Genomic DNA, 26,416 nt, shown 5'->3' with positions numbered 1-26,416 from the left:
GGGAGCGCCGCGCGGCCACGGATATCCTCAGCGCATGAAGCGTGTCCGGATAGCCCTTACGAGCGTGGCCGCCGCGGCCCTCGTCCTCACCACCGCCGCGGTCGCCTCGGCGGAGGACCCCTACTGGACCGTCTCGACCAGCGATCCCACCCAGCGCGGCCGGGAGGCCGAGTTCGTCGTGACGATCGAAGAGGGCACGCTCGACGACGAGAAGGGCTATGTGACGCTGGAGTCCCCCGCCTTCGTCGAACCCGTCAAGCTGAAGGCGGAGGAGTTCCGGGAAGGCAAGGACGGCACGCCCCGCGCCGCGGGGCGGGGCATGGTGCTCTGCGACATCAAGCCCGGCACGTATCCGGTGGAGCTGAAGGACCACGGCCAGGGCGAGGCCGTGGACACCGTCGACCTGACCGTGGTGCCCGAAATGGACCCCGGCAACCGCGCGTTCTGCGCCGGCCCCCAGGACTACGACGAGGCCAAGGACAAGACCAGCGAGACGGCGCTGAGCGCCGGGAGCGACGACGAGGACGAGGGCGCCGACGAGGACGAAGACGGCTACGGCATCGGCACGGTGGCCGGCGTGAGCGCCGCCGCCGCCGTACTGGCCGCCGCCGGCACGTATGCCTTGGCCCGGCGCCGACGGGGTTTTCGCCCGACGCGGTGACCCTCGCGGTGCGGCACCACCGCTGCGCGGCGGTAGTCCTCAATCGCCGGACGGGCTTGATTCGGCTGAGGTCAGCCAAAACCAGCCCGTCCGGCGATTGAGGACGCGCCCGCAGGGCGCCCGCCGCCGCAGGCGGCAAAACCGGCCCGCAGGCGAAAAGACCGCCGGCTACCCCACCGACGAGTACGCGACAACCCCCCGCAGCAGCCCCTCCACCGCCTTGCGCGCGTTGCGCGCGACCGGGCTGCCCTGCGGGGCCGCCGCGGCGATCTGGCCGAGGACGTCGATCAGCTGCTTGGTCCAGCGCACGAAGTCGCCCGCCGGCATCTCGATCTCGCGGAGCACCTCGTCCAGCCCGTGCCCCGACGCCCACCGGTACGCGGGCCAGGCGAAGCCGAGATCGGGCTCGCGCTGGCCGACGCCCTCGGCCTGGTTGATGCGGTGCTCCTCCTCCAGGGCGTCCAGCCGGCCCCAGATCCGGACCATCTCGGCGAGGGCGTCCTTCGCCGCGCCCGTGGGCAGCTTCGGCGCCACCGCGTCGTCGGCCGCGCGGGCCTCGTACACCAGCGCCGAGGCACAGGCCGCCAGCTCGGCCGGCCCCAGACCGTCCCAGACACCGTCCCGCAGGCACTCGGACGCCAGCAGGTCCAGCTCGCCGTAGAGCCGCGCCAGTCTGCGGCCGTCCTCGGTCACCTCGTCGGCACGCAGATAACCGAGGTCGGTCAGCAGCGCGCAGATGCGGTCGAAGGTGCGGGCGATGGTGTTCGTCCGGCCCTGGATGCGCCGTTCCAGCTGGCGGGTGTCGCGCTGCAGCCGGTGGTAGCGCTCGGCCCAGCGGGCGTGGTCCTCCCGCTCGTCGCACCCGTGGCAGGGGTGGGCGCGCAGGGCCGTGCGCAGCCGGGTGATCTCGGTGTCGTCGGCGGCGGCGGAGCGCTGCTTGCGGTGCCGGTCGGGCTCGATGTGCCCGGCCTTCGTGCGCAGCGCGGAAGCCAGGTCGCGCCGCGACTGCGGGCTGCGCGGGTTGAAGGACTTGGGCACCCGCATCCGCTCCAGCGCCTCGACCGGCACCGGGAAGTCGATCGCGGCGAGCCGCTTGACCTGCCGCTCGGCGGTGAGGACGAGCGGGCGCGGCCCGTCGTACGGGTCGTAGCCGCGGCGGGGGTCGGTGCGCCCGGCGGGCAGACCGGGATCCAGCACCAGGGCCAGGCCCGCGAACTTGCCGGTGGGGACGTGGATGACGTCGCCGGGCTTGAGCTTCTCCAGCGCGGCCGCCGCGGCGGCCCGCCGCTGGTTGGCGCCCTGCTTGGCCAGCTCCGTCTCGCGGTCCTTCAGCTCGCGGCGCAGCCGCGCGTACTCCTCGAAGTCACCGAGGTGGCACTCGATGGCCTCCCGGTATCCGGCGAGGCCCTCCTCGTTCTTCTGCACCTGGCGGGAGATCCCGACGACCGACTTGTCGGCCTGGAACTGCGCGAAGGAGGTCTCCAGCAGCTCCCGCGAACGGTGCCGGCCGAACTGCGAGACGAGGTTGACCGCCATGTTGTACGACGGCTTGAAGCTGGAGCGCAGGGGGTAGGTGCGCGTACCGGCGAGGCCCGCGAGCGCGTCGGGGTCCATGGCGCGCTGCCACAGCACGACCGCGTGGCCCTCGATGTCGATGCCGCGCCGTCCGGCGCGGCCGGTCAGCTGGGTGTACTCGCCGGGGGTGATGTCGGCGTGCTGCTCGCCGTTCCACTTGACGAGCTTCTCCAGCACGACGGTGCGGGCGGGCATGTTGATGCCGAGGGCGAGGGTCTCGGTGGCGAAGACGGCCTTGACCAGGCCCTTGACGAAGAGTTCCTCGACGACCTCCTTGAAGGTCGGCAGCATGCCCGCGTGGTGCGCGGCGATGCCCCGCTCCAGGCCCTCCAGCCACTCGAAGTACCCCAGGACGTGCAGGTCCTCGTCGGGGATGGCGGCCGTGCGCTCCTCGACGATCTCCCTGACCCTGGCCCGTGCCGCGTCGTCGTTGAGCCGCAGGCCCGCGTACAGGCACTGCTGTACGGCCGCCTCGCAGGCCGCGCGGCTGAAGATGAAGGTGATGGCGGGCAGCAGGCCCTCGGCGTCGAGCCGCTCGATGACCTCGGGGCGGCCGGGTGTCCAGATCCGGCCGCGCTGGCGGCGCTCCCGCTCGCGGTCGGCCTCGCGCACCATCTTGCCGCGGCGGCGCTCACGCGGGTTGTAGGTGCGGCTGTTCTCCATGCGGGCCATGCGCAGCAGGTCGGGGTTGACCTCGCGGCGGGCGGCGCCGCGGCCGCCGTGGTCCGTCTCCTCCTCGAAGAGGTCGTACATCCGCCGGCCGGCCAGCACGTGCTGCCAGAGGGGGACGGGCCGCTCCTCGGAGACGATCACCTCGGTGTCGCCGCGCACCGTGTCCAGCCAGTCGCCGAACTCCTCGGCGTTGGAGACGGTGGCCGACAGGGAGACCAGCGTCACCGACTCGGGGAGGTGGATGATGACCTCCTCCCAGACGGCGCCGCGGAAGCGGTCGGAGAGGTAGTGCACCTCGTCCATGACCACGTGGCCGAGGCCGGTCAGCGCCGGGGAGCCGGCGTAGAGCATGTTGCGCAGCACTTCGGTGGTCATGACGAGCACCGGGGCGTCGGCGTTGACGCTGTTGTCGCCGGTGAGCAGGCCGACCTTGCCGGTGCCGTAGCGCTTGACGAGATCGCTGTACTTCTGGTTCGACAGCGCCTTGATGGGGGTGGTGTAGAAGCACTTGCGGCCCTGGGACAGGGCCAGGTGGACGGCGAACTCGCCCACGATGGTCTTGCCGGAGCCGGTCGGCGCCGCGACCAGCACTCCCTTTCCGGCTTCCAGGGCCCGGCAGGCCTCTATCTGGAAGGGGTCGAGCTCGAAGTCGTACATCTCGCGGAAGGGGGCGAGCGCGGTGGCCTGCTCGGCGGCGCGCACACGCGACAGGGCGTAGCGCTCAGCAGGGGACATGGTGTCGTCGGTCATCTTGTGTACGAGCCTACCGGGGACCCCTGACAGCGCACCCGATCTTTATCGAGCTCCCAGCAGCCGCACGGCCGCGGGCACCGTCTCGGCGGTGAGCGGCAGCGGCCCGAGCGGCTCGCCGTCGGCGTACCCGGTGCCGCCGTCGTCTCCCGGGCCGCTCCCGGGGACGGCTTCCAGCGTCACCTTCGCCGCCCGGTGCACGCTCACCCGGGGATGGTCGAGGTGGGTGCCCTTGTAGACCCGGGGGAAGACCCTCAGCAGGGTCGAGCGGCTGCACGGGCCGACGATCGTGATGTCGAAGAGGCCGTCGTCCATGCGCGCGTCCCCGCAGATCCGCATGCCGCCGCCGTACGAGGCGCCGTTGCCGACCGCGATCAAGGTCGCCGCCACCTGCCGCCACGGCCCGTCGTCGAAGCGGATCCGGTACGGCAGGGCTCGCAGCGCCGCCAGCTCGGCCAGCACCGCCACGTCGTACCGCAGCCGTCCGACCGGCAGGCGCATGCGGTTGCCCCGGTCGTTGACCCGGGAGTCGAAGCCGGAGGCGAGGACGGTGCCGAACCAGGTGCCCGCCGCCGTGCCCGTCTCCCCGCGGCCGTCCCCCCGCACCACCCTGCCGAGGTCGACGGGCCGTCCGCCGTCCCCCTTGAGTGCGTCGGCGATGAGCCGGGCCGCCGCCTCGGGGTCGCGGACGGGCAGGCCGCACGTGCGGGCGAAGTCGTTGCCGGTGCCGACGGCCACCACGCCGAAGGGGGTCCCGGTCCCGGCGACGGCCTGGAGGGCGAGCGAGACCATGCCGTCCCCGCCGACGGCTATCAGCGCGCCGGTACCGGCCTCGACCGCCCGCCGGGCCCGCCGCAGGGCGTCCGGCGCGTCCTCCCCCAGCACGGTACGGACGGCGAAGCCGGCGTCGCGGAGCACCCGGGCGGCGGGCCGCGTGGCGCGGGCGCCCCGGCCGCGGCCCGCCGTGGGGTTGACGAAGAGCGTGATGTCGCTGGTCACGCCGGGACACTACCGGCCGGCCGGCGGCCCGCACACCGGCCGGCCGAGATCGTACGGCCCGGGCGCGCGAACGCCGCGGGGCGGTCGCCGTCCTGGCGACCGCCCCGCGGCGTCGGTGTCCGTCGGCCGTCCGGGCCCGGATCAGGTCACGTCGTCGTAGCCGCCCCGGCGGGTGGGCCGCTCGCCGCCCGCGTCGCCGCTCGCACCGGCCTGCCCCGGGAGGGCCGGCATCGGCTCGGAGTCGCCGAGGGGCAGCGGGGTGAGGTCCAGTGGGGACGCCTCGTCGTCGTCGAGCAGGGCATCGGGGTTGTTCCTGACCCGCCGCTTGTCGTTGAGGAGGGAGAACCCGACGGCGATGAAGTACAGGACGATGATCGGGACGGCGAGGATGCACATGCCGAAGGGGTCGGTGCTGGGCGTGGCGATCGCGCCGAAGACGAAGATGCCCATCACGACGCCGCGCCACCACGTGGCCATGGTCTTGCCCGAGACCATGCCGACCATGTTCATCATGACGAGCACCAAGGGCAGCTCGAAGGCCAGGCCGAAGACCAGGATCATCCGGACCGTGAAGTCGAGGATGTCGTTCAGGCTGAGGGTGTTGGCCGCGGTCTCCGGGGTGATGCTGAGCAGCACCCGCATGCTCATGGGCATGATCAGGTAGGCGAGGTAGGCGCCCGCGACGAAAAGCGGAGCGGCCGTCGCCACGAAGGCGACCGTGTACTTCTTCTCGTTCTTGTGCAGACCGGGGGCGAGGAACGCCCACAGCTGGTAGAGCCAGACCGGGGAGGAGACCGTGACGCCCGCGAGCAGGCACACCTTCACCACCGTCCCGAACGGCGCTCCCAAGGAGTTGAACGTCAGGACCGCGCAGTTGCCGCCGTGGCTCTGGGCCAGGTCGCGGTCGGGGCACTTGGGAACGGGGCTGGACAGGAAGTCCATGAGCTGCGTGTTGTAGAACGCGGCGATGAGCGCCACCACGACAATGGCCAGCACCGCCTTCGCCAGACGGTTCCGCAGTTCCCGCAGGTGCTCCGCGAGCGGCATCCGCCCCTCGGGGTCCTTCTCCTTCTTGCGGGCAGACTTGAGCAACCCACGTCCCTATCTCGTGCGGCAGGCGGACGCCAAGGACGGCCGGCCCGATCCCTCGGTCAGTGCTGGGTCTGTACGGCTGCTCAGTGCTGCGTGGTGCGGTCGCCCGGCTCGGTCACCGGGCGGGCACCGGCGACATCACCGGGAGCGGCCTTGATCGTACGAGGCGTGGCGGTGGCCGGCGGGTCGGCCGGGGCGGAGGCGTTGTCCTGGCCCTCGGACTTCATGGCCTTGGCCTCGCTCTTGAGGATCCGGGCGGACTTGCCGAGGGAGCGCGCCATGTCCGGAAGCTTCTTCGCACCGAACAGCAGGACGATGACGACGAGAATGAGAATGATCTCGGGGGCGCCGAGCCTTCCGAACATAAGCGATTACCTTCTCACCGAAGCGGCATGGGTGTGGGGCTGGCCGACTGATCGGACATATGTCCACCAGCCGTACGTCAGCGATCGTAACGCGCAGGGGTAAACGCTGGGCAATCCCTGTGCGTACTCCCGTACGTGGCCCTGCGCCTCGCCTCAGGGCCACCCGGACCAGACTACCGCCCGGCCCGAAACCCCAGCAGGGGCCGTGCGAGCCCGCTGACCTACGGTCATCCGTCCTGACGCAGCGTGTGCGCGGTCTGCGCCGCGAGCGGGGCCGCGGCCCGTTCGAGGTCCTCGGCGGCGCGGGTGATGCGCTGCGAGCTCGTCGCCACCTGCCGGGCCAGCCGGCGCACTTCGACGAACACCCGTGCGGCGAGGACACCCAGCACGGCGATGCCGCAGAAGGCGAGGGCGATGGCGAGCATGGGCCAGAGCATGGGAGGAGCCTATCGGGCGGAAAAGGACGGGCGGCGCGGCGGGGGCACCGCCGGAAAGGGACGTGAAACGGGCGGGAAAGGGCCGCGAGCCGGCTGGAAGAAGCGTGTCACACGGTGGAGTGCAAACGCAGCGTCCGCACCCCGCCGCCGGTCAGCAGCTCCACGATCCGCTCCCCGGCCGGCCTGCGGACGGCGTGCCCGCAGTCCGGGCAGGTGAAGGAGTAGAACGTGGTCCGGTGGCTGGCGCCGATCGCCAGCCGCAGCGCACCCGCTGTCAGCTCGAAACGGCCCCGGCAGTCGGGGCAGGCCGCCTTGAAGACGGCGGCGGCCGTGGTCCTCACGTTCATCCCGTCCCCTGTCACTCGCAACTGGACCAGCCCTCCTACTCTCCGTACGCCGCGAGCGCCTCGCGGGCCGCGTCCCGCGCACTGTCGGCCAGCGCGCGCGGCGAGACGATCCGCCCGTCCCGGCCGAGCCGCAACGCCAGCCGGCGCAGCGAAGCCGGGTCCGGGGTGCGCAGCGTGATCCGCAGACCGCCGTCGGGCAGCTCCTCGGCGCTGTCGTGGGGGTAGTACTCGGCGACCCAGCGCCCGCCGGGCCCGACCTCGACGACGACCTCGGGGTCCTCGGCGGCGGGTTGCACCAGGCTCTCGGACAGATCACGCAGCTCCACCGGCGGCGGGTCGGAGGGTTCGTCGAGCAGCCTGATCTCGGCGACCCGGTCGAGCCGGAAGGTGCGGCGGGCCTCCGACAGCCGGCACCACGCCTCCATATAGGTGTGGCCCACGGCGAACAGCCGGATCGGGTCGACCTCGCGCTCGGTGAGTTCGTCCCGCGCGGGCGAGTAGTAGCGCAGCCACAGCCGGCGGCGCTCGGCGATGGCCCGGTCGACGTCCGCGAAGACACCGCCCTCGGACTCGAAGGTCACCGAGAGCCGGGAACTGGCGCCCGCCGCCTCCCCGGCCGCGGCCTCCAGCTTGGCGGTGGCCCGCAGCAGGGCCTGCCGGTCGCCCTCGCGCAGCCCGGGCAGGGTGGCGACGGCGCGCGCGGCCACCAGCAGCGCGGTGGCCTCGTCGGCCGCCAGCCGCAGCGGCTCGCCCGTGCTGGTGCCCGAGGCGTCGGGATTGTGCCACCAGATGCGGTCGCCGTCGGTGTCGATGTCCAGGAGGTCGCCGCCGCGGAAGCTGGTCCCGCACATCGGCAGTACATCGAGGTCACCGATCAGCTCGTCCTCGGTGATGCCGAAGGCACGGGCCACATCGGTGACACGGGCGCCGGGGCGCTCGCGCAAATAGGTCACCAGCGAAAGCATCCGCCGGGTCTGGTCAATGGCGTTGCCGGCCATAAGAAGTCGGTCCGTGCCCTTCCACTTGGGTCAACTCTGGTGCGAACTGGTCCCGCTCGGACCCGGGCGGTCTCAGCCCTCGGCCACGGCACGCAGCCGGTCGAGCACATCGGCCCGCAGCTCCGCCGGCTCCAGCACCCGCACATCGGGGCCGAACTCCACCAGCCAGGCGTCCAGCCCGTGCCCGTACGGAATCTCCAGCTCGTCCCAGCCGTCGCCCGCCTCCCGGGTCGCCGTGGCACGGGCGCGCAGCGGATAACCGTGACCGGCCCGCACGGTGATCCGGGCGGTACGGGTGGCCGTCTCCCCCGACCAGGTCTCGACCGTCTCGCGGACCGTGACGTGGTCCGGCACCGGGACGGTGAACGGCACGGCCCGCGAACGCACCTTGCCCGTGATCCGGGAGAGCCGGAACACCCGCTCGGCACCGCGGTCGCGGTCCCAGCCGGCCAGGTACCAGTGGCCGCGCCAGCACTCCAGGATCCACGGCTCGACATGCCGCTGCTCCGGGCGGGCGGCATTGGCCTTGTGATAGTCGAAGACGACCGTCCGGCGGTCCCGGGCGGCCAGCATCAGCGGCTCGAACGCGGCCTCGTGCACGGGAATACGCGGTTCGAGCGCGCTCTGACTCTCGTACGTGTCCTCCGCGAGCGGCATCCCGGCCGCCCGCAGCTTCTGCAGCGCGCCACTGGCGGCACCGGCCAGCCGGGCCTGCTGCCACACCTTGGCCGCCAGGCCGAGCGCGGCGGCCTCCTCGACGTCGAGAGTGATCGGAGGCAGCCGGTTGCTGTCCCGGCGGGCGAGATAGCCGATCTCCCCGTCGATACCCTCGACGGTCTCGATGATCAGACCCAGCTCGCGCAGATCGTCCTTGTCGCGCTCGAACATCCGGTTGAAGGCGTCCTCGGAGCTGCCCGCCCCGGAGCGCTTGCCCGACGCGGAGGCGGCGACGGCATCCGGCCCGGACTCGCCCGACGGCCCCGCAAGCGTGGCGCTCCCCGGCCCGAAGGCCGCAGCGTTACCCGGCCCGAAGGCCTCTAGGTATGCCTCGATCGAGCCCCGCAACTCCCGCTTGCTGAGCGGCCGGCGGGTGCCCAACAGGCACAGCGCCAGGTTCATCAGCCGCTCGGCCTTGGCAATCGCCATCGACGCCCTCTCTACTTGTGCTCTCAACCGTTGACCGTACCGCTCGCACGGCGTACGGCAAAAGCCGAGGGCCCATGCCAGGAGGCATGGGCCCTCGGCCTTCACCGACGACCGGATCAGACCGGATCAGACCGCCATCAGGTCACAGACGAAGATCAGCGTCTCGCCCGGGGCGATCACGCCACCGCCGGCACCATGGTCACCGTAGGCGAGGTGCGCGGGGATGGTCAGCCGGCGGCGGCCGCCGACCTTCATGCCCTGGACACCCTGGTCCCAGCCCGCGATGACCTGGCCGGCACCCAGCTTGAACTCCAGCGGGGTACCACGGTTCCAGCTCGCGTCGAACTCCTCGCCGGTGGAGAAGGCAACGCCCACGTAGTGGACCTTGACGAAGTCGCCGGCCTTGGCGACGGCACCGTCACCCTCCCAGATGTCCTTGATCACAAGGTCGGCCGGCGGCTCGCCCTCGGGGAAGTCGATCTCGGGCTTGTCGATGCTCACGAAGTGCTCCTACGAAAGAATCTTGCAGACAACCGTGCAATTCTGGCAGATCCCCGAACCGGCGACGGTCAGACCTTGCCCACGATGTCCACGACGAAGACCAGCGTGTTCTTGTCGAGACCGCTCTGCGGCTGGCCCTCGTAGCCCAGCTTCGGCGGGATGACCAGCTCGACCCGGTCTCCCACGTGCTTGCCGGCCAGGCCCTTGTCCCAGCCCTGGACGACCGAGCCGGTACCGATCTGGAAACCCGTGGCACCGTTGTGGTCCCAGGAGGAGTCGAACTTCTCTCCGTTCTCCCACTTCACACCGGTGTACTGCGCGATCAGACCGTCGCCGGCCTTGACCTCCGGGCCGCTGCCCTTGATCAGCACCTGCTCCTTGAGGTCGGCCGGCGCCTTCTCCCCCTTGGGGATCGTGATGCTCGCGGCCTTCTTGGAGTTGTACTTCACCTCGGGCATGCCCGAGGCCGGGGCGGCCTGCTCGCCCGTGACCTCACTCTTGGGGTCGAGCTTCTTCGTCGCCACGACGTCGATCACCCACACCAGGCCGTCCTCCGGCTTGACGCCCGCCTGCGGGTTGAGCTGATCGCCGATCAGCGCCTTCGCCGTGCCCTCGACCTCGAAGCGGGTACCCGCCTTCTTGCCGGTCACCTGCTCCAGCACCTTGGCCGGCATCTCCTGGCTGGGCTGGCCGACCTGCGCCACCATCTGGCGGCGGGGGCCCTTGGCGCCCGGCTGGGTGGTCCAGGTGCCACCGAGGGACTTGTCGTCCTTCATGGTCTGCCCGGCGAAGTCGAGGCGCACGAAGCCGCCCTTCTCCACCTTCTCGCCCGAGCCCTCGGTGAGCGTCTTGACGACGAGCTTGTCGGAGGGCTTCGCGTCCTTGGGCGTGGAGATCTCGGGCTTCTCCCCGAACTTCCCCTCCACCTTCACCCGCGCGCCGGAGGAGCCGCCGTCCTCGGACCCGCACGCCGTGGCGGCGAAGAGCAGGGCGGGCACGGCCAACGCGACGGCGAAGCGACGCGGGTTCTTCGAGTACGAGCGAGCGTGCGGGGGTCGGCCCCCGAGGAATTGCAGCATCAGTCCAACTCGGGCTAGGGGGGTGGCTTGGCAGTGCCCGCCACTTTACGGCCTGTGCTCCGCCGATCAACCCTGCCCGACACGGTCGGGCGCCGGACCCGGGGCCCGGCGCCCGACCGCGCTCGTACCACTCTCATACAACCTTCATACGGCGCCCGGGCTCACATCCCGGCGATCAGCTTCTCCACCCGGTCGTCCACCGACCGGAAGGGGTCCTTGCACAACACCGTGCGCTGCGCCTGGTCGTTGAGCTTGAGGTGCACCCAGTCGACGGTGAAGTCCCGCCGCTGCTCCTGTGCGCGGCGGATGAAATCACCGCGCAGCCGGGCCCGGGTGGTCTGCGGGGGCACGGACTTGCCCTCGAAGATCTTGAGGTCGTTGCAGACCCGGGCGGCCTGACCGCGCCGCTCCAGGAGGTAGTACAGCCCCCGGCGGCGGTGGATGTCGTGGTAGGCCAGATCTATCTGGGCGACCCTCGGATGCGACATGGTGATGTTGTTCTTCGTGCGGTACTTCTCGATGAGCTGGTACTTCATCACCCAGTCGATCTCGGTGGAGATCCGGTCCAGGTCCTCGTCCCGGATCGCCTCCAGGGTGCGGCCCCACAGCTCCAGGACGCGCTCGACCGTGCCCGTGCGGATGCCGCGGCGCTCGCAGAAGTCCACGGCCTTCTCGTAGTACTCCTGTTGGACCTCCAGGGCGGAGGCCTCCCGGCCGCTGGCGAGACGCACCTTGCGGGTGCCCGTGATGTCGTGGCTGACCTCGCGGATGGCCCGGATCGGGTTCTCCAGCGTCAGGTCCCGCATCACCGTGCCCGCCTCGATCATGCGCAGCACCAGATCGGTGGCCCCGACCTTGAGCAGCATCGTCGTCTCGGACATGTTCGAATCGCCGACGATGACGTGCAGCCTGCGGTAGCGCTCGGCGTCCGCGTGCGGCTCGTCCCGGGTGTTGATGATCGGGCGCGAGCGGGTGGTGGCGGAGCTGACGCCCTCCCAGATGTGCTCGGCGCGCTGGCTGACGCAGTACACCGCGCCGCGCGGGGTCTGGAGCACCTTCCCCGCTCCGCACAGCAACTGGCGGGTGACGAGGAAGGGGATGAGGATGTCCGCCAGCCGGGAGAACTCCCCGTGCCGGGCCACGAGGTAGTTCTCATGGCATCCGTAGGAGTTTCCGGCGGAATCGGTGTTGTTCTTGAACAGATAGACGTCGCCCGCGATCCCCTCCTCGTGCAGGCGGCGCTCGGCGTCGACGAGCAGACCTTCGAGAATGCGCTCGCCCGCCTTGTCGTGCGTGACCAGCTCGATCACGTTGTCGCACTCGGGTGTTGCGTATTCCGGGTGCGATCCCACGTCCAGGTAGAGGCGGGCGCCGTTCCGCAGGAAGACATTGCTGCTGCGGCCCCAGGAAACGACACGGCGGAAGAGGTAGCGCGCCACTTCGTCAGGTGACAGTCGGCGCTGTCCCCTGAACGTGCACGTGACGCCGTACTCGTTCTCCAGCCCGAAAATGCGGCGATCCATGTCTGAACATTACGCCTGATGCCCTGCGCTGAAACCGGGTTCGACGGCACCGATTCGATCAGTTTCCGGCAACACGCCGGCTTCGGCCACGGTGACCGGGGGCGGCCCGAAGGAACGCCGCGCCGCCAGGAGCACCAGCAGGGCGACCGCGCCGCCGCCCACGGCGACCGCGAAACCGGCCTCGGATCCGCCGTACTCCACGGCCGGGCCGACCACGGCTATCCCGATCGAGGCCCCCACGCCGAAGGCGGTCACCAGCCAGGAGAAGGCCTCGGTGACGGTGCCGCGCGGCGCGTGGCGGTCCACGACGACGAACGCGCACGCCAGCGACGGCGCGAGGAAGACTCCGGCCAGACCGGCGAGCACGGTCATGCCGACGACACCCGGGACGAGCAGCAGCGGCAGGTAGCAGACCGCGAGCCCCGCGACGAGCAGCCGCAGGCGGCGCTCGGGCTCGCCCGCCCACTGCCGGCCGCCGTAGACGACACCACCGATGAGCGCGCCGACACCGAGGGCGGACAGCAGATAGCTGGAGACCATGCCGCCGCCGTGCTCGTCGGCGTACGCCACCGACGCCACCGAGATCGAGCCGAGCGCCGAACCGACGAAGAAGAACGCCCCGAGCAGCACGAGCAGCCCGCGCGAGCGCAGCGCCCCCAGCCAGTGCGCCTCACGGGGCGCGCTGCGCCACTTGCGGGAGGGCGGGGAGGTGACCACGGCCAGGGCGCCGAGCACGCCTATCGCGTTGATGACGAGCAGCGCGGCGGCCTCGGACCAGGCGGCGACGATGAGGGTGACGGCCAGCGGGCCGACCGCGTACATGACTTCCTGGGCGACGGCGTCGAGCGCGTACGCGGCGTGGATGCGGTCCTCGCGCTGGAGGACGTCCGGCCACAGGGCCCGCAGGCCGCCCTCCAGGGGCGGGGTGAAGAATCCGGCGACGGCCATGGCCGCGTAGGCCAGCGGCAGCGGCTCCAGACCGACCACGCAGAAGAGCACCATGCCGAGCGCGGAGAGCACGGCGGAGGGCAGCATCACGCGCGGCTGGCCGAGGAGGTCCACGGCCCGGCCCAGCAGCGGCTGACCGATGGCGTTGCCCACGCCGTAGACGGCCGACAGCGCGCCCGCGAGGGCGTAGCTGCCGCCTTCCGCGCGGGCGAAGAGCACGATCGCCAGAGCGGCGGTCGCGCTCGGCAGCCGCCCCACCAGCGTGCCCGCGAGCAAGCGCGCCGCGTGCCGCGTCCTGAGCATTTCGCCGTAGCCGGCCGCCATCATCTGTCCACCTTCATCGACCGAGCCAGCTCGGGTTTTACGTATAACCTTCGGCGTTATACGTACCATGTCGCCAACCCGCGGGTCCACTCGCGAGGCGAGCGGGAAACAGGCGGGGACACGGGAAAAGGGGCGCGGACCGGTGGCGGAGACAGAGCAGGGCTCGTGGCGCGGGCGTGCGGCGAAGCGCGGGGACGAGCGGTGGCCGAACGTCCGTGAGCTGGGGCAGCCGCGCGCGCGGATCACCAGCCGGGACGTGGCGCGTGCCGCGGGGGTGTCCCAGGCCACGGTCTCGCTGGTCATGGGCGACAAATGGCGCGGCCGGGTCTCCGAGCGGACCGCCGGGGCCGTGCGCACCGCCGCGCGGGAGCTGGGCTACCGGCCGAACCTCGCGGCGCGCGATCTGCGGCTGGGCCGTACCCGCACGGCCCTGCTGGTGGTGCCCGCGCTCACCAACGAGTTCTTCGCCCGCGTCTACACCGGGGCCGCCCGGGCCGCCGCCGAGCACGGCGTCGGCGTGGTCCTCTACCCGTCCCCGGAGGGCACCGGGCCCGCCCGCGACCCCTTCGCCTCCGCCCGCGCGACGCTGGACGGGGTCATCGCCTCGTCCATGGCGGTGGACGCGCTGTCCGACCTCCTCGACGGCGATCTGCCCCTCGTCATGCTCGACAGCGACCCCGGGCGGACGGAGGCGTCGGCGACCGTCAACCTCGACATCGCCGACGGCATGCGCCAGATCACCGCATATCTGCTGGGGCTCGGTCACCGCCGGTTCGCGCACCTCGCGGCGGACGTGGACTCGTGGACCTTCCACATCCGGGCCCGGGCCCTGGCCGACACCCTGGCCGGGGTCGCGGACGCGGCGCTGACGACGGAGCCCGCGGCCCTCGACGTCCGGGCGGGCCGGGCGGCCGCCGAACGGGCCCTCGCCGGCCCCGGCCCGAGGCCCACCGCGCTGATCTGCGACAGCGACATCCTGGCGGCGGGCGCCTGCAAGGCGGCCCGGCGGCTGGGACTGCGGGTGCCCGACGACGTCTCGGTGACCGGTTTCGACGATCTGCCCCTGGCGACGGCCGTCGAACCGGAGCTGACGACGGTCCGGCTGCCCGCCGAGGCCGTGGGCGAGGCGGGCATGCGCGCGCTGATGGCGGTACTGGACGGGCGGCCTCCGGCGCCTACGACGCTGCCGGTGGAGTTCGTCGCGCGCGGGTCCTCTTCGCGGGACGCGGCGCGATAGCCGGGACCGGCGCGTCTTCGGCCGCGAGCCGTCTTTGCCGCCTGCGGCGGCGAGCGCCCTGCGGGCGCGTCCTCAAACGCCGGACGGGCTGGATTCGGCCGACCTCGCCAATCCAGCCCGTCCGGCGTTTGATGACACCCCGCGCGGCGGGGGTGCGGACGATACGGCCTAACCCTCGGAGGACTCCGTCGGGTCCGCCGCCGAATCCTCGGCGGACAGCGGCTCCTCGGCTTCGTCGACGCTCACATCGGCGGCGTGTCCCTCCAGGAGCCGGGAGAGCTGACGGCCCAGCAGCCGCTTGAACTTCCGCTGCTGCGGACGCGTCCGGTCCAGGACCGCGACCTCCAGCTGTTCGGCCGTCAGGGTGCGCTCGCCGCCGTTGTTGTCACGGGTGAGCGACTCGACGGCGAGCTTGAGCGCCTCGGCGAGCGTCATCCCGTCCCGGTGCCGCTGGTCGAGATAACTGCTGATCTGGTCGGCGTTGCCGCCGACCGCGACCGAGCCGTGCTCGTCGACGATCGAGCCGTCGTGCGGCAGCCGGTAGATCTGGTCGTCCTCGGGACCGGGCCCGACCTCGGCGACGATCAGTTCGACCTCGTACGGCTTCTCCGCGGCGCTGGAGAAGATCGTGCCCAGCGTCTGGGCGTAGACGTTCGCGAGACCGCGGGCCGTCACATCGTCGCGGTCGTAGGTGTAACCGCGCAGATCGGCGTAGCGCACACCGCCGATCCGCAGGTTCTCGAACTCGTTGTACTTGCCCACCGCGGCGAAGGCGATCCGGTCGTAGATCTCGCTGACCTTGTGCAAGGCGCGGGACGGGTTCTCGGCGACGAAGAGAACGCCGTCGGTGTACTGGAGTACGACGACGCTGCGGCCGCGGGCGATGCCCTTGCGGGCATACTCGGCGCGGTCGGCCATGGCCTGCTGGGGTGAGACATAGAACGGCGTCGACACCGGCTGTCCGTCCCTTTCTGTCAGTGGTGAGGGGTCCGTCGGGCGTCAGAGCAGCGCGGCCCGCGGGCCGTCCGGCTCCTGCAGGCGCCGCTCGTGGATCGCGCGGACGACCTCGGAGCACTGCGCGTCGGTCAGCCTGCGGAACCCCTCGTCGGTGATGACGGTGACGATCGGATAGATCCGGCGGGCGAGATCGGGCCCGCCGGTCGCCGAATCGTCATCGGCCGCGTCGTACAGCGCCTGGACGACGAGCATGGTGGTCTGAGCCTCCGTCAGGTCCTCACGGAAGAGCTTCTTGAGCGCACCGCGCGCGAAGACCGAGCCGGAGCCGGTCGCCGCGAATCCGTGCTCCTCGGAGCGTCCGCCCGTCACGTCGTAGGAGAAGATGCGGCCCTTGCCGCGGTCGACGTCCCAGCCGGCGAAGAGCGGCACCACGGCGAGGCCCTGCATGGCCATGCCGAGGTTGCTGCGGATCATCGTGGACAGCCGGTTCGCCTTGCCCTCCAGGGAGAGTTGGACGCCTTCCACCTTCTCGAAGTGCTCGAGTTCGAGCTGGAAGAGCTTGACCATCTCGACGGCCAGCCCGGCGGTGCCGGCGATGCCGACGGCCGAGTACTCGTCGGCCGGGAAGACCTTCTCGATGTCCCGCTGCGCGATGACGTTGCCCATCGTCGCCCGGCGGTCGCCCGCCAGCACCACACCGCCGGGGAACGACGCGGCGACGATGGTCGTGCCGTGCGGCGCCTCGACGGCGCCCTTCAGCGGCGGCAGCTGCCGGTTGCCCGGCAGCAGGTCCGGCTGGTGCGTACCGAGGAAGTCCATGAAGGACGACGAGCCGGGCGTCAGGAAGGCAGCTGGTAGACGCCCGATGCTACGAGGGTTGGCTTCCACACGTTTCCTTCCGAGTAAGCGATGGCTCGGCGCATGACGTCCATATCGTCGTCCAACGTGCCGAGCGTCGAATTGCAGTTGAAACCAGCACGCCACGGACCTTACCTGCCGCGTGGCAGTGATCCACAAGCTCTGCCGGGGCCTTGCGGCGGGCACGGCGGAGGCCGGCCCCGGGAGGCAGTCGTCCCGCCGCACCGGAGGCGACCCGCACCTTCCCCTTCGATTCGAAGGGGAAAGCGGCCTACTGGCCACCCTTCTGAACGAAGGACCGCACGAAGTCCTCCGCGTTCTCCTCGAGCACATCATCGATTTCGTCCAGCACGGAGTCCACGTCGTCCGACAGCTTCTCCTGGCGCTCCTTGAGGTCCTCCGAAGCCTGCGCGTCCTGCGCCTGCTCCTCGACCTCCTCCGTGGAACGCGTGGCCTTCTGCTGCCCGCCGCCGGTGTCCTTGGTCGCCATGTCCCTCACCCCGCTCGGTTCGACGTACAAGATCGGATGTACCTGTTCAGACCCTACAAGCACGGTCCGCGTTCGGCCCCGCACTTGCTACAACGTCCCGGGACCACCGTGATGATTCCCAGAACGCGCTCACCTCAGACCCCTCTCAGCCCCCGGACAGGACGCGGACCAGTTCCTCGGCCGTGCGACAGCGGTCCAGGAGTTCCTTGACGTGGTTGCGGGTGCCGCGCAGCGGCTCCAGCGTGGGCACCCGTTGCAGAGAGTCACGGCCCGGCAGGTCGAAGATCACCGAGTCCCAGGAGGCGGCGGCCACGTCGTCCGCGTACTGCTCCAGGCACCGGCCGCGGAAATAGGCCCGGGTGTCCTCCGGCGGGGCCGTGATGGCCCGCTGGACCTCGTCCTCCGTCAGCAGCCGCTTCATCCGGCCGCGGGCCGCCAGCCGGTTGTACAGGCCCTTGTCGGCCCGGACGTCCGCGTACTGGAGGTCCACCAGGTGCAGCCGGGCCGCGTCCCAGTCCAGGGTGTCCCGGCGGCGGTAGCCCTCCAGCACCTCGCGCTTGGCCACCCAGTCCAGCTCCCCGGACAGGCTCATCGGGTCGTGCTCCAGCCGGTTCAGCACGTCCTCCCAGCGGCCGAGGACGTCCTTGGTCTGCTCGTCCGCGTCCGCGCCGAAGCGGTCCTCCACATACTTGCGGGCCAGCTCGAAGTACTCCATCTGGAGCTGTACGGCCGTGAGCGTACGGCCGCTGCGGAGCGTGATCAGACGGCGCAGCGTGGGGTCGTGGCTCACCTGGTGGAGGGTGCGGACCGGCTGGTCCACGGCCAGGTCGGCGGCGATGAAACCGTCCTCGATCATCGACAGCACCAGGGCGGTGGTGCCGAGCTTGAGGTAGGTGGAGATCTCGGAGAGGTTGGCGTCCCCGATGATGACGTGCAGCCTGCGGTATTTCTCGGCGTCGGCGTGCGGCTCGTCGCGGGTGTTGATGATGGGCCGCTTGAGGGTGGTTTCGAGGCCCACCTCGACCTCGAAGTAGTCCGCGCGCTGGCTGAGCTGGAAGCCGTGCTCCCGGCCGTCCTGGCCGATGCCGACGCGGCCGGCGCCGGTGACGACCTGCCGGCAGACGAAGAACGGCGTCAGATGGCGCACGATGTCCGAGAAGGGGGTCTCCCGCTTCATCAGATAGTTCTCGTGGGTGCCGTAGGAGGCGCCCTTGTTGTCGGTGTTGTTCTTGTAGAGGTGGATGGGCTGGGCGCCGGGCAGCTGGGCGGCGCGCTCGGCGGCCTCGGCCATGATGCGCTCGCCCGCCTTGTCCCACAGCACGGCGTCGCGCGGATTGGTGATCTCCGGTGAGCTGTACTCGGGGTGGGCGTGGTCCACGTACAGCCGCGCGCCATTGGTGAGGATGACATTGGCCAGGCCGATGTCCTCGTCGGTGAGCTGGCTGGAGTCCGCGGCCTCGCGGGCGAGGTCGAAGCCACGGGCGTCCCGCAGCGGGTTCTCCTCCTCGAAATCCCAGCGGGCTCGTCGCGCCCGGTGCATCGCAGCCGCGTAGGCGTTGACGATCTGGGACGAGGTGAGCATGGCATTGGCGTTCGGGTGACCGGGGACGGAGATCCCGTACTCCGTCTCGATGCCCATTACTCGCCGTACGGTCATGCGGCCCTCCTAGCCCGGCGGCGCCCCGGAGTGAGGTCACCGCTCAAGTACCGCTGCTCTTCCGGTCCGTGCGCATCCCCCACGTGCTTCGCGGCCCGGTACCGAAGAGCCTAGAACGGCTTTGCGGCGGTGGGGAGATCATTACAGTCATTGCTCCGGTTCGTGCCGCGCCCGGCCCGGCCGGGCAGCCGGGTGCCCGCGGGAGACCGCCCGGTGCCCTCCGGGCCCGCCGGGCGCGATTCCCGGCGGGCCGGGGCTCCGGCCCGCGCAAAAGCGTCCGGCCGCGGACGCCCCCGGAGCACCCGCCCGGCACCGAGGCACCAAGGGCGGGCAGAGGACATCCGCGGCCGGACGACGGTGTTACAAATACTGGCCGGTATTGGCCACGGTGTCGATCGAGCGACCGGTGTCCGCGCCCTGCTTTCCGGTGACGAGGGTGCGGATGAAGACGATCCGCTCGCCCTTCTTGCCGGAGATCCGGGCCCAGTCGTCCGGGTTGGTCGTGTTGGGCAGGTCCTCGTTCTCCTTGAACTCGTCCACACAGGCGGCGAGCAGATGGGAAACGCGAATGCCCTTCTGGTTCTGGTCGAGGAATGCCTTGATGGCCATTTTCTTCGCCCGGTCCACGATGTTCTGGATCATCGCACCCGAGTTGAAGTCCTTGAAATACAGGACTTCCTTGTCGCCGTTGGCGTACGTGACCTCGAGGAAGCGGTTCTCCTCGGATTCCGCGTACATCTGCTCGACGACCGACTGGATCATGCCGGCGACGGCGGCCCCGGCCGACCCGCCGTGCTCGGCCAGGTCGTCCGCGTGCACCGGCAGGGTCTTGGTGAGGTACTTCGAGAAGATGTCCTTGGCCGCCTCGGCGTCCGGACGCTCGATCTTGATCTTGACGTCGAGCCGGCCGGGCCGCAGGATCGCCGGGTCGATCATGTCCTCGCGGTTCGAGGCGCCGATGACGATGACGTTCTCCAGGCCCTCCACGCCGTCGATCTCGGAGAGCAGCTGCGGGACGATGGTGTTCTCCACGTCCGAGCTGACTCCGGAGCCGCGGGTGCGGAAGAGGGAGTCCATCTCGTCGAAGAAGACGATGACCGGCGTGCCCTCGCTCGCCTTCTCCCGGGCGCGCTGGAAGATGAGCCGGATGTGCCGCTCGGTCTCACCGACGTACTTGTTGAGCAGCTCGGGGCCCTTGATATTGAGGAAGAAGCTCTTCCCCGCGGGCTTGCCGGTGACCTCGGCGACCTTCTTGGCAAGGGAGTTGGCCACCGCCTTGGCGATGAGCGTCTTGCCGCAGCCGGGCGGGCCGTAGAGCAGCACGCCCTTGGGCGGCCGCAGTTCGTGCTCCTTGAAGAGGTCGGGGTAGAGGTACGGCAGCTCGACCGCGTCGCGGATCAGCTCGATCTGGTTTCCCAGGCCGCCGATCTTCGTGTAGTCGATGTCCGGGACCTCTTCGAGGACGAGCTCCTCGACCTCACTCTTCGGGATGACCTCATAGACGTAGCCGGAACGGGATTCGAGCAGCAGGGCGTCGCCGGGGCGGATGGTGACGTCCAGCAGCGGCTCGGCGAGCCGCACCACCCGCTCCTCGTCGGTGTGCCCGATGACCAGGGCCCGCTCGCCGTCCTCGAGGATCTCCTTGAGGGTGACGATGTCCCCGGCCCGCTCGAAGGCCATGGCCTCGACCACATTGAGCGCCTCGTTGAGCATGACCTCCTGGCCACGCCTGAGGTCCTCGGCCTCGACGCTCGGGCTGACATTGACCCGGAGTTTCCGTCCTCCGGTGAAGATATCGGCCGTGCCGTCCTCATTGTTCTGCAGGAAGACACCGAAGCCGGCCGGCGGCTGCGCGAGCCGGTCCACTTCCTCCTTGAGGGCCACGATCTGGTCGCGGGCCTCGCGGAGGGTGTTGGCGAGCCGCTCGTTCTGAGCGGACACCCCGGCCAGGTTGGTCTGGAGCTCGACGATCCGCTCTTCGAGAATCCTCGTGTGACGCGGAGAGTCGGCGAGCTTGCGCCGCAGGACGGCGATCTCCTGCTCGAGATAGGCAACCTGGCCCGCGGGGTCGTCAGACCCTCGCCCGGGCCGGATGCCGCGGTTCATGTCGTCGTCGTGGGCTGCCACGGTCCTCACCTCCTCCAAGGGGAGCTGGACGCTTCCAGACCCTACCTGGGCTGGTGCAGGTTGAAACCCCTAGATCACAAACCCGGTCGGAGTGTGTCCGATCTTCACCCTTGCGCACGTCCTCACGTCAGGGGAATACCCACCCATCAACATCGGAAAGCGGGCGGTTGTATCGTCGAGTCGGTCAACACCCGTCAGTGCTGGCTCCAATTGGTTCACGTAGGTAGGAAACGGCAGGCGAGATGACCGTGCGGAACGAAGGCCTCGACGAGCTGGAAGTCTGGATCGACCAGGACCTGTGCACCGGCGACGGCATTTGCGTGCAGTACGCCCCCGAGGTCTTCGAGCTGGACATCGACGGGCTGGCGTATGTGAAGAGCGCGGACGACGAGCTGCTGCAGGACAAGGGCGCCACCACGCCGGTGCCGCTGCCGCTGCTGGCCGACGTCCGGGACTCGGCGAAGGAGTGCCCGGGGGACTGCATCCACGTACGCCGGGTCGCCGACCAGGTCGAGGTCTATGGCCCCGACGCCGGGTGACTTCTCACACACTCCCCGCCACCGGCAGTGCGGTGAGGGCGAACTTGCCGTCCCTCCACCGCCATTCGACGGCCCTGCGCAGATCCGGACAGCAACGCGGCACCGTGGTGTCGGAGTAGCCGAGCAGCGTGGCCGAAACCGTATGGGCGCCGTCCACCGCGAAGCCGGTGACGCTCATCTTCTGCCCGGGGTCGACCAGGGTCGCCATGACGCGCGGCGCGCCGCCGTGCGCGGCCGGTGCCGCGAGGACGTAGATGCCGCTGGGCCGGGTGCCCGTCTCCGAGTGGCAGCGCACCACCGCGACCGTCTCCGGCCGTCCGTCGCCGTCGAGGTCGTCCGCCACCCGGCGTACCACGTCCATGGGCGTTCCGCCGCAGTCGACCGGGTAGCGCGCCGCCCGTGGGTCGGGGGCCGCCGGGGGCGGGGCATGGGTACCGGGTGCGGTGCCCGGCGCGGAGCCGGGCGCGGAAGCGGTGACGGTGGTGGTCGCCGTGGCCTCGCCGGGGCCGAGGAGCGCGGCGCCGAGGAGCACGGCGGCCAGTGCGGCGGCGGTCGCGATCCAGTGCACGGGGCCGCTGCGGGTGTGCGCGGGGCTTTCGGGGGCCGACGCGGAGGAGAGCGGCGGGAAGGACTCGGGGCCTGCCGGAGACTGCACGCGGGCTGAACTCCTGTGAGAGCTGTGGCTGCGGGGGTGCCCAGCATCGTGCCACACGGTCCGGCGCCGGGGAACAGGGGGCGCGAGGTGCCGCCCGATGGTGTTTCCCGGCCGGGGCTCGGGGGCGAGCCGTCGTGGAGGTGCCGGCGTGGAGGTGCCGTCGGGCTCCTCCGACGCGGGCCTTCGGGGGCCGTCAACGCCGAAGTGCCGCCACCGGGTTCCGCACGCGGCCGGCGTGCGGAACCCGGGGACGGCACCGGGGTCGGGTGGGGGTCAGCGCTCGGCGGATCCGCTGGTGCTGCCGGGGCCGGTGTAGTCGTCACCGTAGGCGCCCTTGGCGGGGCGGCGGCGGCGCAGCGGCGGCTCCACGCCGTCCGCGAGCCGGCGGGCGGTGAGCAGGAAGCCGGTGTGGCCGATCATCCGGTGGTCGGGGCGTACGGCCAGGCCCTCGACGTGCCAGGTGCGGACCATGGTCTCCCACGCCGACGGCTCGGCGAAGCAGCCGATCTCCCGGATGGACTCGACGGTCCGGGCGAGCTGCGTGGTGGTCGCCACGTAGCAGCACAGGATGCCGCCGGGCACGAGGGCCTTGCGGACGGCCTCCAGGCACTCCCAGGGGGCGAGCATGTCGAGGATGACCCGGTCGACGTCCGTGTCGGACAGGTTGTCCTGGAGGTCGCCGACGGTCAGCTGCCACGCGGGGTGGGGGCCGCCGAAGTAGCGCTCCACGTTCTGCGTGGCGATCTCGGCGAAGTCGGCACGGCGCTCGTAGGAGTGCAGCATGCCCTGGTCGCCGATGGCGCGCAGCAGGAAGCTGCTGAGGGAGCCGGAGCCGACACCCGCTTCCACGACGCGGGCGCCGGGGAAGATATCGGCCATCGCCAGGATCTGCCCCGCGTCCTTGGGGTAGACCACGGCGGCTCCGCGCGGCATGGACAGGACATAGTCGGGGAGCAGGGGGCGCAGCGCGAGGTAGGCGACGTTTCCCGTGGTACGGACAACACTGCCCTCGGGAGCACCGATCAGCTCGTCGTGCGGGAAGGCACCCTTGTGGGTGTGGAACTGCTTCCCGGCTTCGAGCGTGAAGGTGTAGTGGCGTCCCTTGGGGTCGGTGAGCTGGACCTGGTCCCCGACCTGGAAGGGCCCGCGTCGGCGGGCGGCACCGGTCGGTTCGGACATGTGACCAGACTACCGGGCGTGCGCGGGGCCTGGGACCACCGCCGGTGCCGGGGGGCGCGCGGGTGTCAGGCGGAGGGCCGTGCCATGGCGGAGACGAAGGCCCGCTCGACGTCGGAGGTGGCGAGGACGCCGTAGACCTCGCCGCTCTCCTCGACCACGAGGTACTCGCTGGCGGGGGTGGCCCGGAGGGTGTCGAGGAGTTCCTCGCCGGTGAGTTCCGCGGAGACCCGCATGCCGTCCTTGAGGTCGGTGGCCAGACCGCTGACGGCGACCCAGGGGCGGCGGTGCTCGGGGACGCCGACGATGGCGGACTCGCGGACGAGGGCGGCGGGCCGGCCCTGTCCGTCGACGACGACCAGGGCGCGGGCCCCCGCCTCGTTGGCCCGGCGCAGCGCCTCGGAGAGCGGTGTGGCGGACTCCACGGGCACGGCGCGCCGGGTGAGGGTGCGGGCGCTCAGGTGCGGCAGGTGCTCGCGCAGCCGGGCCATGCGCAGGGCGTTGCCCGCGCCGGTCCAGATGATCGCGGCGAGGATCGCGGCGAGCAGGGCGTCGGTGAGGGAGTCGAGGCCGCCGAGGCTGTCGGAGTCGCCGTCGCCGAGGCCGCCGCGGGCGTGGGTGAGGAGCGGGAGGCCGATGAGCACGGCGACGGCGAGCGCGCGGCCCACCCAGGCGGCGGCGACGGTGCCGGTCATGGGCTTGCCGCTGATCTTCCAGACGACGGCGCGGAGCATCCGGCCGCCGTCCAGCGGCAGGCCGGGCAGCAGGTTGAAGACCGCGACGAGCAGGTTGGAGATCATCAGGCCGGCGAGCAGGACGCCCGGGACGGTGCCGGGCTCGACGGTCCGCATGCCGAGGTAGAAGACACCGGCCAGGACCAGGGAGAGCAGCGGGCCGACGAAGGCGAGGACGAACTCGCGGCCGGGGGTCTCGGTCTCCTTCTCGATCTCCGAGACGCCGCCGAAGAACTGGAGCTGGATGCGGCGCACCGGGAGCTTGAAGCGGAGGGCGGCGACGGTGTGCGCGAGTTCGTGGACGAGCACCGAGGCGTAGAAGGCCACGGCGAAGAAGAGGGCGACGAGGTAGCGGGCGCGGCCCAGCTCGGGCAGCACCCGGTCGAGCTGGCCGCCGAAGACCCAGGTGATGAGGGCGGCGACGAGGAACCAGCTGGGGGCGACGTAGACGGGGACGCCGAAGGGGCGGCCCATGAGGATGCCGCCGCCCGCCCGCGGCCGTCCCGGTTTTCCCCCGCCGGGCCCGGCTCCGCGACCGGCGCCCCCGCTGCCGGACCGGCCCTTGCCGCTGTTGTCCACGGTGTCCCCTCGTCGGCTGCGGCCCCCGCACCCGCCTGGTGCCGTTCACCGATCATGCAGTGCGAGGGGGTCTGTCGTCGATGGTATGCGCCCGACTGTCAGTGACGGGCCGTAGGGTCTTTGTCATGAGTATCGCCACCGACCGTTCCACCGGGCCCACCGGGCCGGGCCCCGAGCGCCCGGCCGGGCGGGCCGCCGGGCCCGCCGCCGGCCGGCCGGCCGCGCTGTCTCCGTCGCGCGCGGCCGATTTCATGCGGTGCCCGCTGCTCTACCGCTTCCGGGTGATCGACAAGCTGCCGGAGAAGCCGAGCGCGGCGGCGACCCGGGGCACGGTGGTGCACGCGGTACTGGAGCGGCTCTTCGACGCCCCGGCGGCCGAGCGCACGGCCGGGCGGGCCAAGGAGCTGGTGCCGGGCGAGTGGGAGAAGCTGCTGGCGGCCCGCCCGGAGCTGGCGGAGCTGTTCCTGCGGGAGGACGGGGGGCGGGACAGCGAGCGGCTGGCCCGGTGGCTGGCGGACGCGGAGCGGCTGGTCGAGCGCTGGTTCACGCTGGAGGATCCGACGCGGCTGGAGCCCGCCGACCGCGAGCTGTACGTGGAGACGGTGCTCGAAGGCGCGGGGGCCGGGGAGTCGGGGCTGACGCTGCGCGGCTACATCGACCGGGTGGACGTGGCGCCGTCGGGCGAGGTGCGGATCGTCGATTACAAGACGGGCAAGGCACCGGCCCCGCAGTACCGGTCGGACGCGCTGTTCCAGATGACGTTCTACGCCCTGGTGATGTGGCGGCTGCGCGGGCGGATCCCGCGCCGGCTCCAGCTGGTGTACCTGGGCAGTGGCGATGTGCTCACGTACGACCCGACGGAGGCGGAGCTGCTGGCCGTGGAGCGCAGGCTGCGCGCGCTGTGGGAGGCCATCTCGCTGGCCACGGAGACCGGTGACTGGCGGCCGCGCCCCACGAAGCTGTGCGGCTGGTGCGACCACCAGGCCGTCTGTCCGGAGTTCGGGGGCACTCCCCCGCCGTATCCGCTGCCCGTGCCCGCCCCGCGCTCCGCCGGTGCCGATGTCGATGCCGATGTCGACGCCGCCTCCGACGCCGGCGGCCGGGTGGTGGCCGACGGGGAGGGTCAGGGCAGAATGGACCCGGTCTAGCGAAGGAGTTTCCGTGGCGATCCGCGTCCTACTGGTCGACGACCAGCCGCTGCTGCGCACCGGCTTCCGCATGATCCTCGAGGCCGAGCAGGACCTCGCGGTCGTCGGCGAGGCCGGGGACGGGCTGCAGGCACTGGACCAGGTCCGGGCGCTGCAGCCCGATGTGGTGCTGATGGACATCCGTATGCCGCGGATGGACGGTGTCGAGGCGACCCGGCAGATCACCGGCCCCGAGCGGAACGGCCCGGCCAAGGTCCTGGTGCTGACCACCTTCGACCTCGACGAGTACGTGGTGGAGGCGCTGCGGGCGGGTGCCAGCGGTTTTCTGCTCAAGGACGCTCCGGCGCACGAGCTGGTGCAGGCGATCCGGGTGGTGGCGGGCGGCGAGGCGATGCTGGCGCCGAGCATCACCCGGCGGCTGCTGGACAAGTACGCCGGGCATCTGCCGTCGGGCGAGGAGCCGCTGCCCAACACGCTGCACACGCTGACCGACCGTGAGGTCGAGGTCCTGAAGCTGGTGGCCCGCGGCCTGTCGAACGCGGAGATCGCGGCGGATCTGTTCGTGAGCGAGACGACGGTCAAGACCCATGTGGGGCACGTGCTGACCAAGCTGGGTCTGCGGGACCGGGTCCAGGCCGCGGTCTACGCCTACGAAAGCGGTCTGGTGCGCCCCGGCGCGCAGTAACCGCCACCGCGCTCGCGCGCGAGCACCCTGTGAGAACGGGAAAACCGGGAGGGGGCGGGTCCGCCGTCGACGGCGGACCCGGCCCCCCCCCGTCGTTTTGCGGGTTCGGCCTTGTGGGTCTTTTTGGCTTCCCCAAAACAGAAGGAGGGTGAGGGGT

At 71.2% G+C, this 26,416-nt stretch carries 25 protein-coding genes; 5 read left to right on the top strand and 20 right to left on the bottom strand.

Translation table 11 applies throughout. The features are described from left to right. Window positions 1-34: 34 nt before the first annotated feature. Window positions 35-661, top strand: a complete 627-nt coding sequence (locus ACZ6MA_RS18350; protein ID WP_469434862.1) for a hypothetical protein — start codon at window positions 35-37, stop codon at window positions 659-661. Window positions 662-829: 168 nt separating this feature from the next. On the opposite strand, the gene ACZ6MA_RS18345 is transcribed toward ACZ6MA_RS18350, so the two are convergent. From ACZ6MA_RS18345 to ACZ6MA_RS18290, 12 genes are all read right to left on the bottom strand, one after another. Next, a complete protein-coding gene (locus tag ACZ6MA_RS18345) occupies window positions 830-3,658 on the bottom strand; it encodes a DEAD/DEAH box helicase (RefSeq protein WP_469434860.1) in 2,829 nt (942 codons plus the stop codon). A 45-nt stretch (window positions 3,659-3,703) separates the two neighbouring features. Continuing rightward, window positions 3,704-4,657, bottom strand: coding sequence for a diacylglycerol kinase (locus ACZ6MA_RS18340; protein ID WP_469434858.1), 954 nt, complete (start codon window positions 4,655-4,657; stop codon window positions 3,704-3,706). A 141-nt stretch (window positions 4,658-4,798) separates the two neighbouring features. Beyond that, window positions 4,799-5,704, bottom strand: a complete 906-nt coding sequence (tatC, locus tag ACZ6MA_RS18335; RefSeq protein WP_469435182.1) for a twin-arginine translocase subunit TatC — start codon at window positions 5,702-5,704, stop codon at window positions 4,799-4,801. A 128-nt stretch (window positions 5,705-5,832) separates the two neighbouring features. Next, window positions 5,833-6,114 carry a Sec-independent protein translocase subunit TatA gene (gene tatA / locus ACZ6MA_RS18330; protein ID WP_469434856.1) on the bottom strand — a complete coding sequence of 94 codons (282 nt, stop codon included), beginning with the start codon at window positions 6,112-6,114 and terminating at the stop codon, window positions 5,833-5,835. A gap of 227 nt (window positions 6,115-6,341) precedes the next feature. Next, the gene (locus ACZ6MA_RS18325) at window positions 6,342-6,551 is read right to left on the bottom strand and encodes a hypothetical protein (RefSeq protein WP_469434854.1); all 210 of its coding nucleotides are present in this window, start codon (window positions 6,549-6,551) and stop codon (window positions 6,342-6,344) included. Window positions 6,552-6,658: 107 nt separating this feature from the next. Beyond that, window positions 6,659-6,898 (bottom strand): hypothetical protein, encoded by a 240-nt coding sequence (locus tag ACZ6MA_RS18320; RefSeq protein ID WP_469434853.1) that lies wholly within the window; start codon window positions 6,896-6,898, stop codon window positions 6,659-6,661. 35 nt (window positions 6,899-6,933) lie between these two features. Then, window positions 6,934-7,896, bottom strand: a complete 963-nt coding sequence (locus tag ACZ6MA_RS18315; RefSeq protein WP_469434852.1) for a helix-turn-helix transcriptional regulator — start codon at window positions 7,894-7,896, stop codon at window positions 6,934-6,936. Window positions 7,897-7,968: 72 nt separating this feature from the next. After that, window positions 7,969-9,042 (bottom strand): helix-turn-helix transcriptional regulator, encoded by a 1,074-nt coding sequence (locus ACZ6MA_RS18310; RefSeq protein ID WP_469434850.1) that lies wholly within the window; start codon window positions 9,040-9,042, stop codon window positions 7,969-7,971. Between the two features lie 126 nt (window positions 9,043-9,168). After that, the gene (locus ACZ6MA_RS18305; protein WP_469434848.1) at window positions 9,169-9,543 is read right to left on the bottom strand and encodes an FKBP-type peptidyl-prolyl cis-trans isomerase; all 375 of its coding nucleotides are present in this window, start codon (window positions 9,541-9,543) and stop codon (window positions 9,169-9,171) included. Window positions 9,544-9,611: 68 nt separating this feature from the next. Continuing rightward, window positions 9,612-10,622, bottom strand: a complete 1,011-nt coding sequence (locus tag ACZ6MA_RS18300; protein WP_469434846.1) for an FKBP-type peptidyl-prolyl cis-trans isomerase — start codon at window positions 10,620-10,622, stop codon at window positions 9,612-9,614. Between the two features lie 161 nt (window positions 10,623-10,783). Next, window positions 10,784-12,145, bottom strand: a complete 1,362-nt coding sequence (gene pafA / locus ACZ6MA_RS18295; RefSeq protein WP_184733667.1) for a Pup--protein ligase — start codon at window positions 12,143-12,145, stop codon at window positions 10,784-10,786. Between the two features lie 9 nt (window positions 12,146-12,154). Then, complete coding sequence (locus ACZ6MA_RS18290) at window positions 12,155-13,417, bottom strand: MFS transporter (RefSeq protein ID WP_469435181.1); 1,263 nt, start codon at window positions 13,415-13,417, stop codon at window positions 12,155-12,157. Between the two features lie 142 nt (window positions 13,418-13,559). Here ACZ6MA_RS18290 and ACZ6MA_RS18285 point away from each other — a divergent pair, with 142 nt between their 5' ends. Beyond that, window positions 13,560-14,654, top strand: coding sequence for a LacI family DNA-binding transcriptional regulator (locus ACZ6MA_RS18285; protein ID WP_469434845.1), 1,095 nt, complete (start codon window positions 13,560-13,562; stop codon window positions 14,652-14,654). Window positions 14,655-14,822: 168 nt separating this feature from the next. Here ACZ6MA_RS18285 and prcA read toward each other — a convergent pair whose 3' ends face one another. The 5 genes from prcA to arc all read right to left on the bottom strand — a co-directional run bounded on the left by prcA (window position 14,823) and on the right by arc (window position 20,743). Further along, complete coding sequence (gene prcA, locus ACZ6MA_RS18280; RefSeq protein ID WP_469434843.1) at window positions 14,823-15,608, bottom strand: proteasome subunit alpha; 786 nt, start codon at window positions 15,606-15,608, stop codon at window positions 14,823-14,825. 45 nt (window positions 15,609-15,653) lie between these two features. Then, the gene (prcB, locus tag ACZ6MA_RS18275; protein WP_469434842.1) at window positions 15,654-16,499 is read right to left on the bottom strand and encodes a proteasome subunit beta; all 846 of its coding nucleotides are present in this window, start codon (window positions 16,497-16,499) and stop codon (window positions 15,654-15,656) included. A gap of 241 nt (window positions 16,500-16,740) precedes the next feature. Then, entirely contained in the window at window positions 16,741-16,959 is a 219-nt protein-coding gene (locus tag ACZ6MA_RS18270) for a ubiquitin-like protein Pup (protein ID WP_016325855.1), read from the bottom strand. Window positions 16,960-17,104: 145 nt separating this feature from the next. Further along, on the bottom strand, window positions 17,105-18,616 hold the full coding sequence (gene dop / locus ACZ6MA_RS18265; protein WP_469434841.1) for a depupylase/deamidase Dop: 1,512 nt from the start codon (window positions 18,614-18,616) through the stop codon (window positions 17,105-17,107). Between the two features lie 360 nt (window positions 18,617-18,976). Continuing rightward, window positions 18,977-20,743, bottom strand: a complete 1,767-nt coding sequence (gene arc / locus ACZ6MA_RS18260; protein ID WP_469434839.1) for a proteasome ATPase — start codon at window positions 20,741-20,743, stop codon at window positions 18,977-18,979. 242 nt (window positions 20,744-20,985) lie between these two features. Here arc and ACZ6MA_RS18255 point away from each other — a divergent pair, with 242 nt between their 5' ends. Further along, a complete protein-coding gene (locus ACZ6MA_RS18255) occupies window positions 20,986-21,282 on the top strand; it encodes a ferredoxin (protein ID WP_469434837.1) in 297 nt (98 codons plus the stop codon). Between the two features lie 4 nt (window positions 21,283-21,286). On the opposite strand, the gene ACZ6MA_RS18250 is transcribed toward ACZ6MA_RS18255, so the two are convergent. The 3 genes from ACZ6MA_RS18250 to ACZ6MA_RS18240 all read right to left on the bottom strand — a co-directional run bounded on the left by ACZ6MA_RS18250 (window position 21,287) and on the right by ACZ6MA_RS18240 (window position 24,426). Further along, window positions 21,287-21,937: a hypothetical protein gene (locus ACZ6MA_RS18250; protein ID WP_469434835.1), complete on the bottom strand. Its 651-nt coding sequence runs from the start codon at window positions 21,935-21,937 to the stop codon at window positions 21,287-21,289. Between the two features lie 273 nt (window positions 21,938-22,210). Then, window positions 22,211-23,116: a tRNA (adenine-N1)-methyltransferase gene (locus ACZ6MA_RS18245; RefSeq protein ID WP_469434833.1), complete on the bottom strand. Its 906-nt coding sequence runs from the start codon at window positions 23,114-23,116 to the stop codon at window positions 22,211-22,213. A 65-nt stretch (window positions 23,117-23,181) separates the two neighbouring features. Next, the gene (locus ACZ6MA_RS18240; protein WP_469434832.1) at window positions 23,182-24,426 is read right to left on the bottom strand and encodes a site-2 protease family protein; all 1,245 of its coding nucleotides are present in this window, start codon (window positions 24,424-24,426) and stop codon (window positions 23,182-23,184) included. A 125-nt stretch (window positions 24,427-24,551) separates the two neighbouring features. Here ACZ6MA_RS18240 and ACZ6MA_RS18235 point away from each other — a divergent pair, with 125 nt between their 5' ends. Both ACZ6MA_RS18235 and ACZ6MA_RS18230 read left to right on the top strand, forming a co-directional pair. Continuing rightward, window positions 24,552-25,574, top strand: a complete 1,023-nt coding sequence (locus ACZ6MA_RS18235; protein WP_469434830.1) for a RecB family exonuclease — start codon at window positions 24,552-24,554, stop codon at window positions 25,572-25,574. Between the two features lie 13 nt (window positions 25,575-25,587). Further along, window positions 25,588-26,259, top strand: coding sequence for a response regulator (locus ACZ6MA_RS18230; RefSeq protein ID WP_469434829.1), 672 nt, complete (start codon window positions 25,588-25,590; stop codon window positions 26,257-26,259). Window positions 26,260-26,416: the final 157 nt, after the last annotated feature.

The sequence above is a fragment of the Streptomyces sp. NPDC042259 genome (assembly GCF_055582085.1).
This window is presented reverse-complemented; position numbering and strand designations above follow the sequence as displayed.

Excerpts from the sequence above, each read along its gene's own strand:
- ACZ6MA_RS18350 (WP_469434862.1), top strand. The coding sequence starts at position 35 with ATGAAGCGTGTCCGGATAGCCCTTACGAGCGTGGCCGCCGCGGCCCTC.
- ACZ6MA_RS18345 (WP_469434860.1), bottom strand. The coding sequence starts at position 3,658 with ATGACCGACGACACCATGTCCCCTGCTGAGCGCTACGCCCTGTCGCGT.
- tatC (WP_469435182.1), bottom strand. The coding sequence starts at position 5,704 with ATGCCGCTCGCGGAGCACCTGCGGGAACTGCGGAACCGTCTGGCGAAG.
- tatA (WP_469434856.1), bottom strand. The coding sequence starts at position 6,114 with ATGTTCGGAAGGCTCGGCGCCCCCGAGATCATTCTCATTCTCGTCGTC.
- ACZ6MA_RS18325 (WP_469434854.1), bottom strand. The coding sequence starts at position 6,551 with ATGCTCTGGCCCATGCTCGCCATCGCCCTCGCCTTCTGCGGCATCGCC.
- ACZ6MA_RS18320 (WP_469434853.1), bottom strand. The coding sequence starts at position 6,898 with ATGAACGTGAGGACCACGGCCGCCGCCGTCTTCAAGGCGGCCTGCCCC.
- ACZ6MA_RS18315 (WP_469434852.1), bottom strand. The coding sequence starts at position 7,896 with ATGGCCGGCAACGCCATTGACCAGACCCGGCGGATGCTTTCGCTGGTG.
- ACZ6MA_RS18310 (WP_469434850.1), bottom strand. The coding sequence starts at position 9,042 with ATGGCGATTGCCAAGGCCGAGCGGCTGATGAACCTGGCGCTGTGCCTG.
- ACZ6MA_RS18300 (WP_469434846.1), bottom strand. The coding sequence starts at position 10,622 with ATGCTGCAATTCCTCGGGGGCCGACCCCCGCACGCTCGCTCGTACTCG.
- pafA (WP_184733667.1), bottom strand. The coding sequence starts at position 12,145 with ATGGATCGCCGCATTTTCGGGCTGGAGAACGAGTACGGCGTCACGTGC.
- ACZ6MA_RS18290 (WP_469435181.1), bottom strand. The coding sequence starts at position 13,417 with ATGGCGGCCGGCTACGGCGAAATGCTCAGGACGCGGCACGCGGCGCGC.
- ACZ6MA_RS18270 (WP_016325855.1), bottom strand. The coding sequence starts at position 16,959 with ATGGCGACCAAGGACACCGGCGGCGGGCAGCAGAAGGCCACGCGTTCC.
- dop (WP_469434841.1), bottom strand. The coding sequence starts at position 18,616 with ATGACCGTACGGCGAGTAATGGGCATCGAGACGGAGTACGGGATCTCC.
- ACZ6MA_RS18255 (WP_469434837.1), top strand. The coding sequence starts at position 20,986 with ATGACCGTGCGGAACGAAGGCCTCGACGAGCTGGAAGTCTGGATCGAC.
- ACZ6MA_RS18245 (WP_469434833.1), bottom strand. The coding sequence starts at position 23,116 with ATGTCCGAACCGACCGGTGCCGCCCGCCGACGCGGGCCCTTCCAGGTC.
- ACZ6MA_RS18235 (WP_469434830.1), top strand. The coding sequence starts at position 24,552 with ATGAGTATCGCCACCGACCGTTCCACCGGGCCCACCGGGCCGGGCCCC.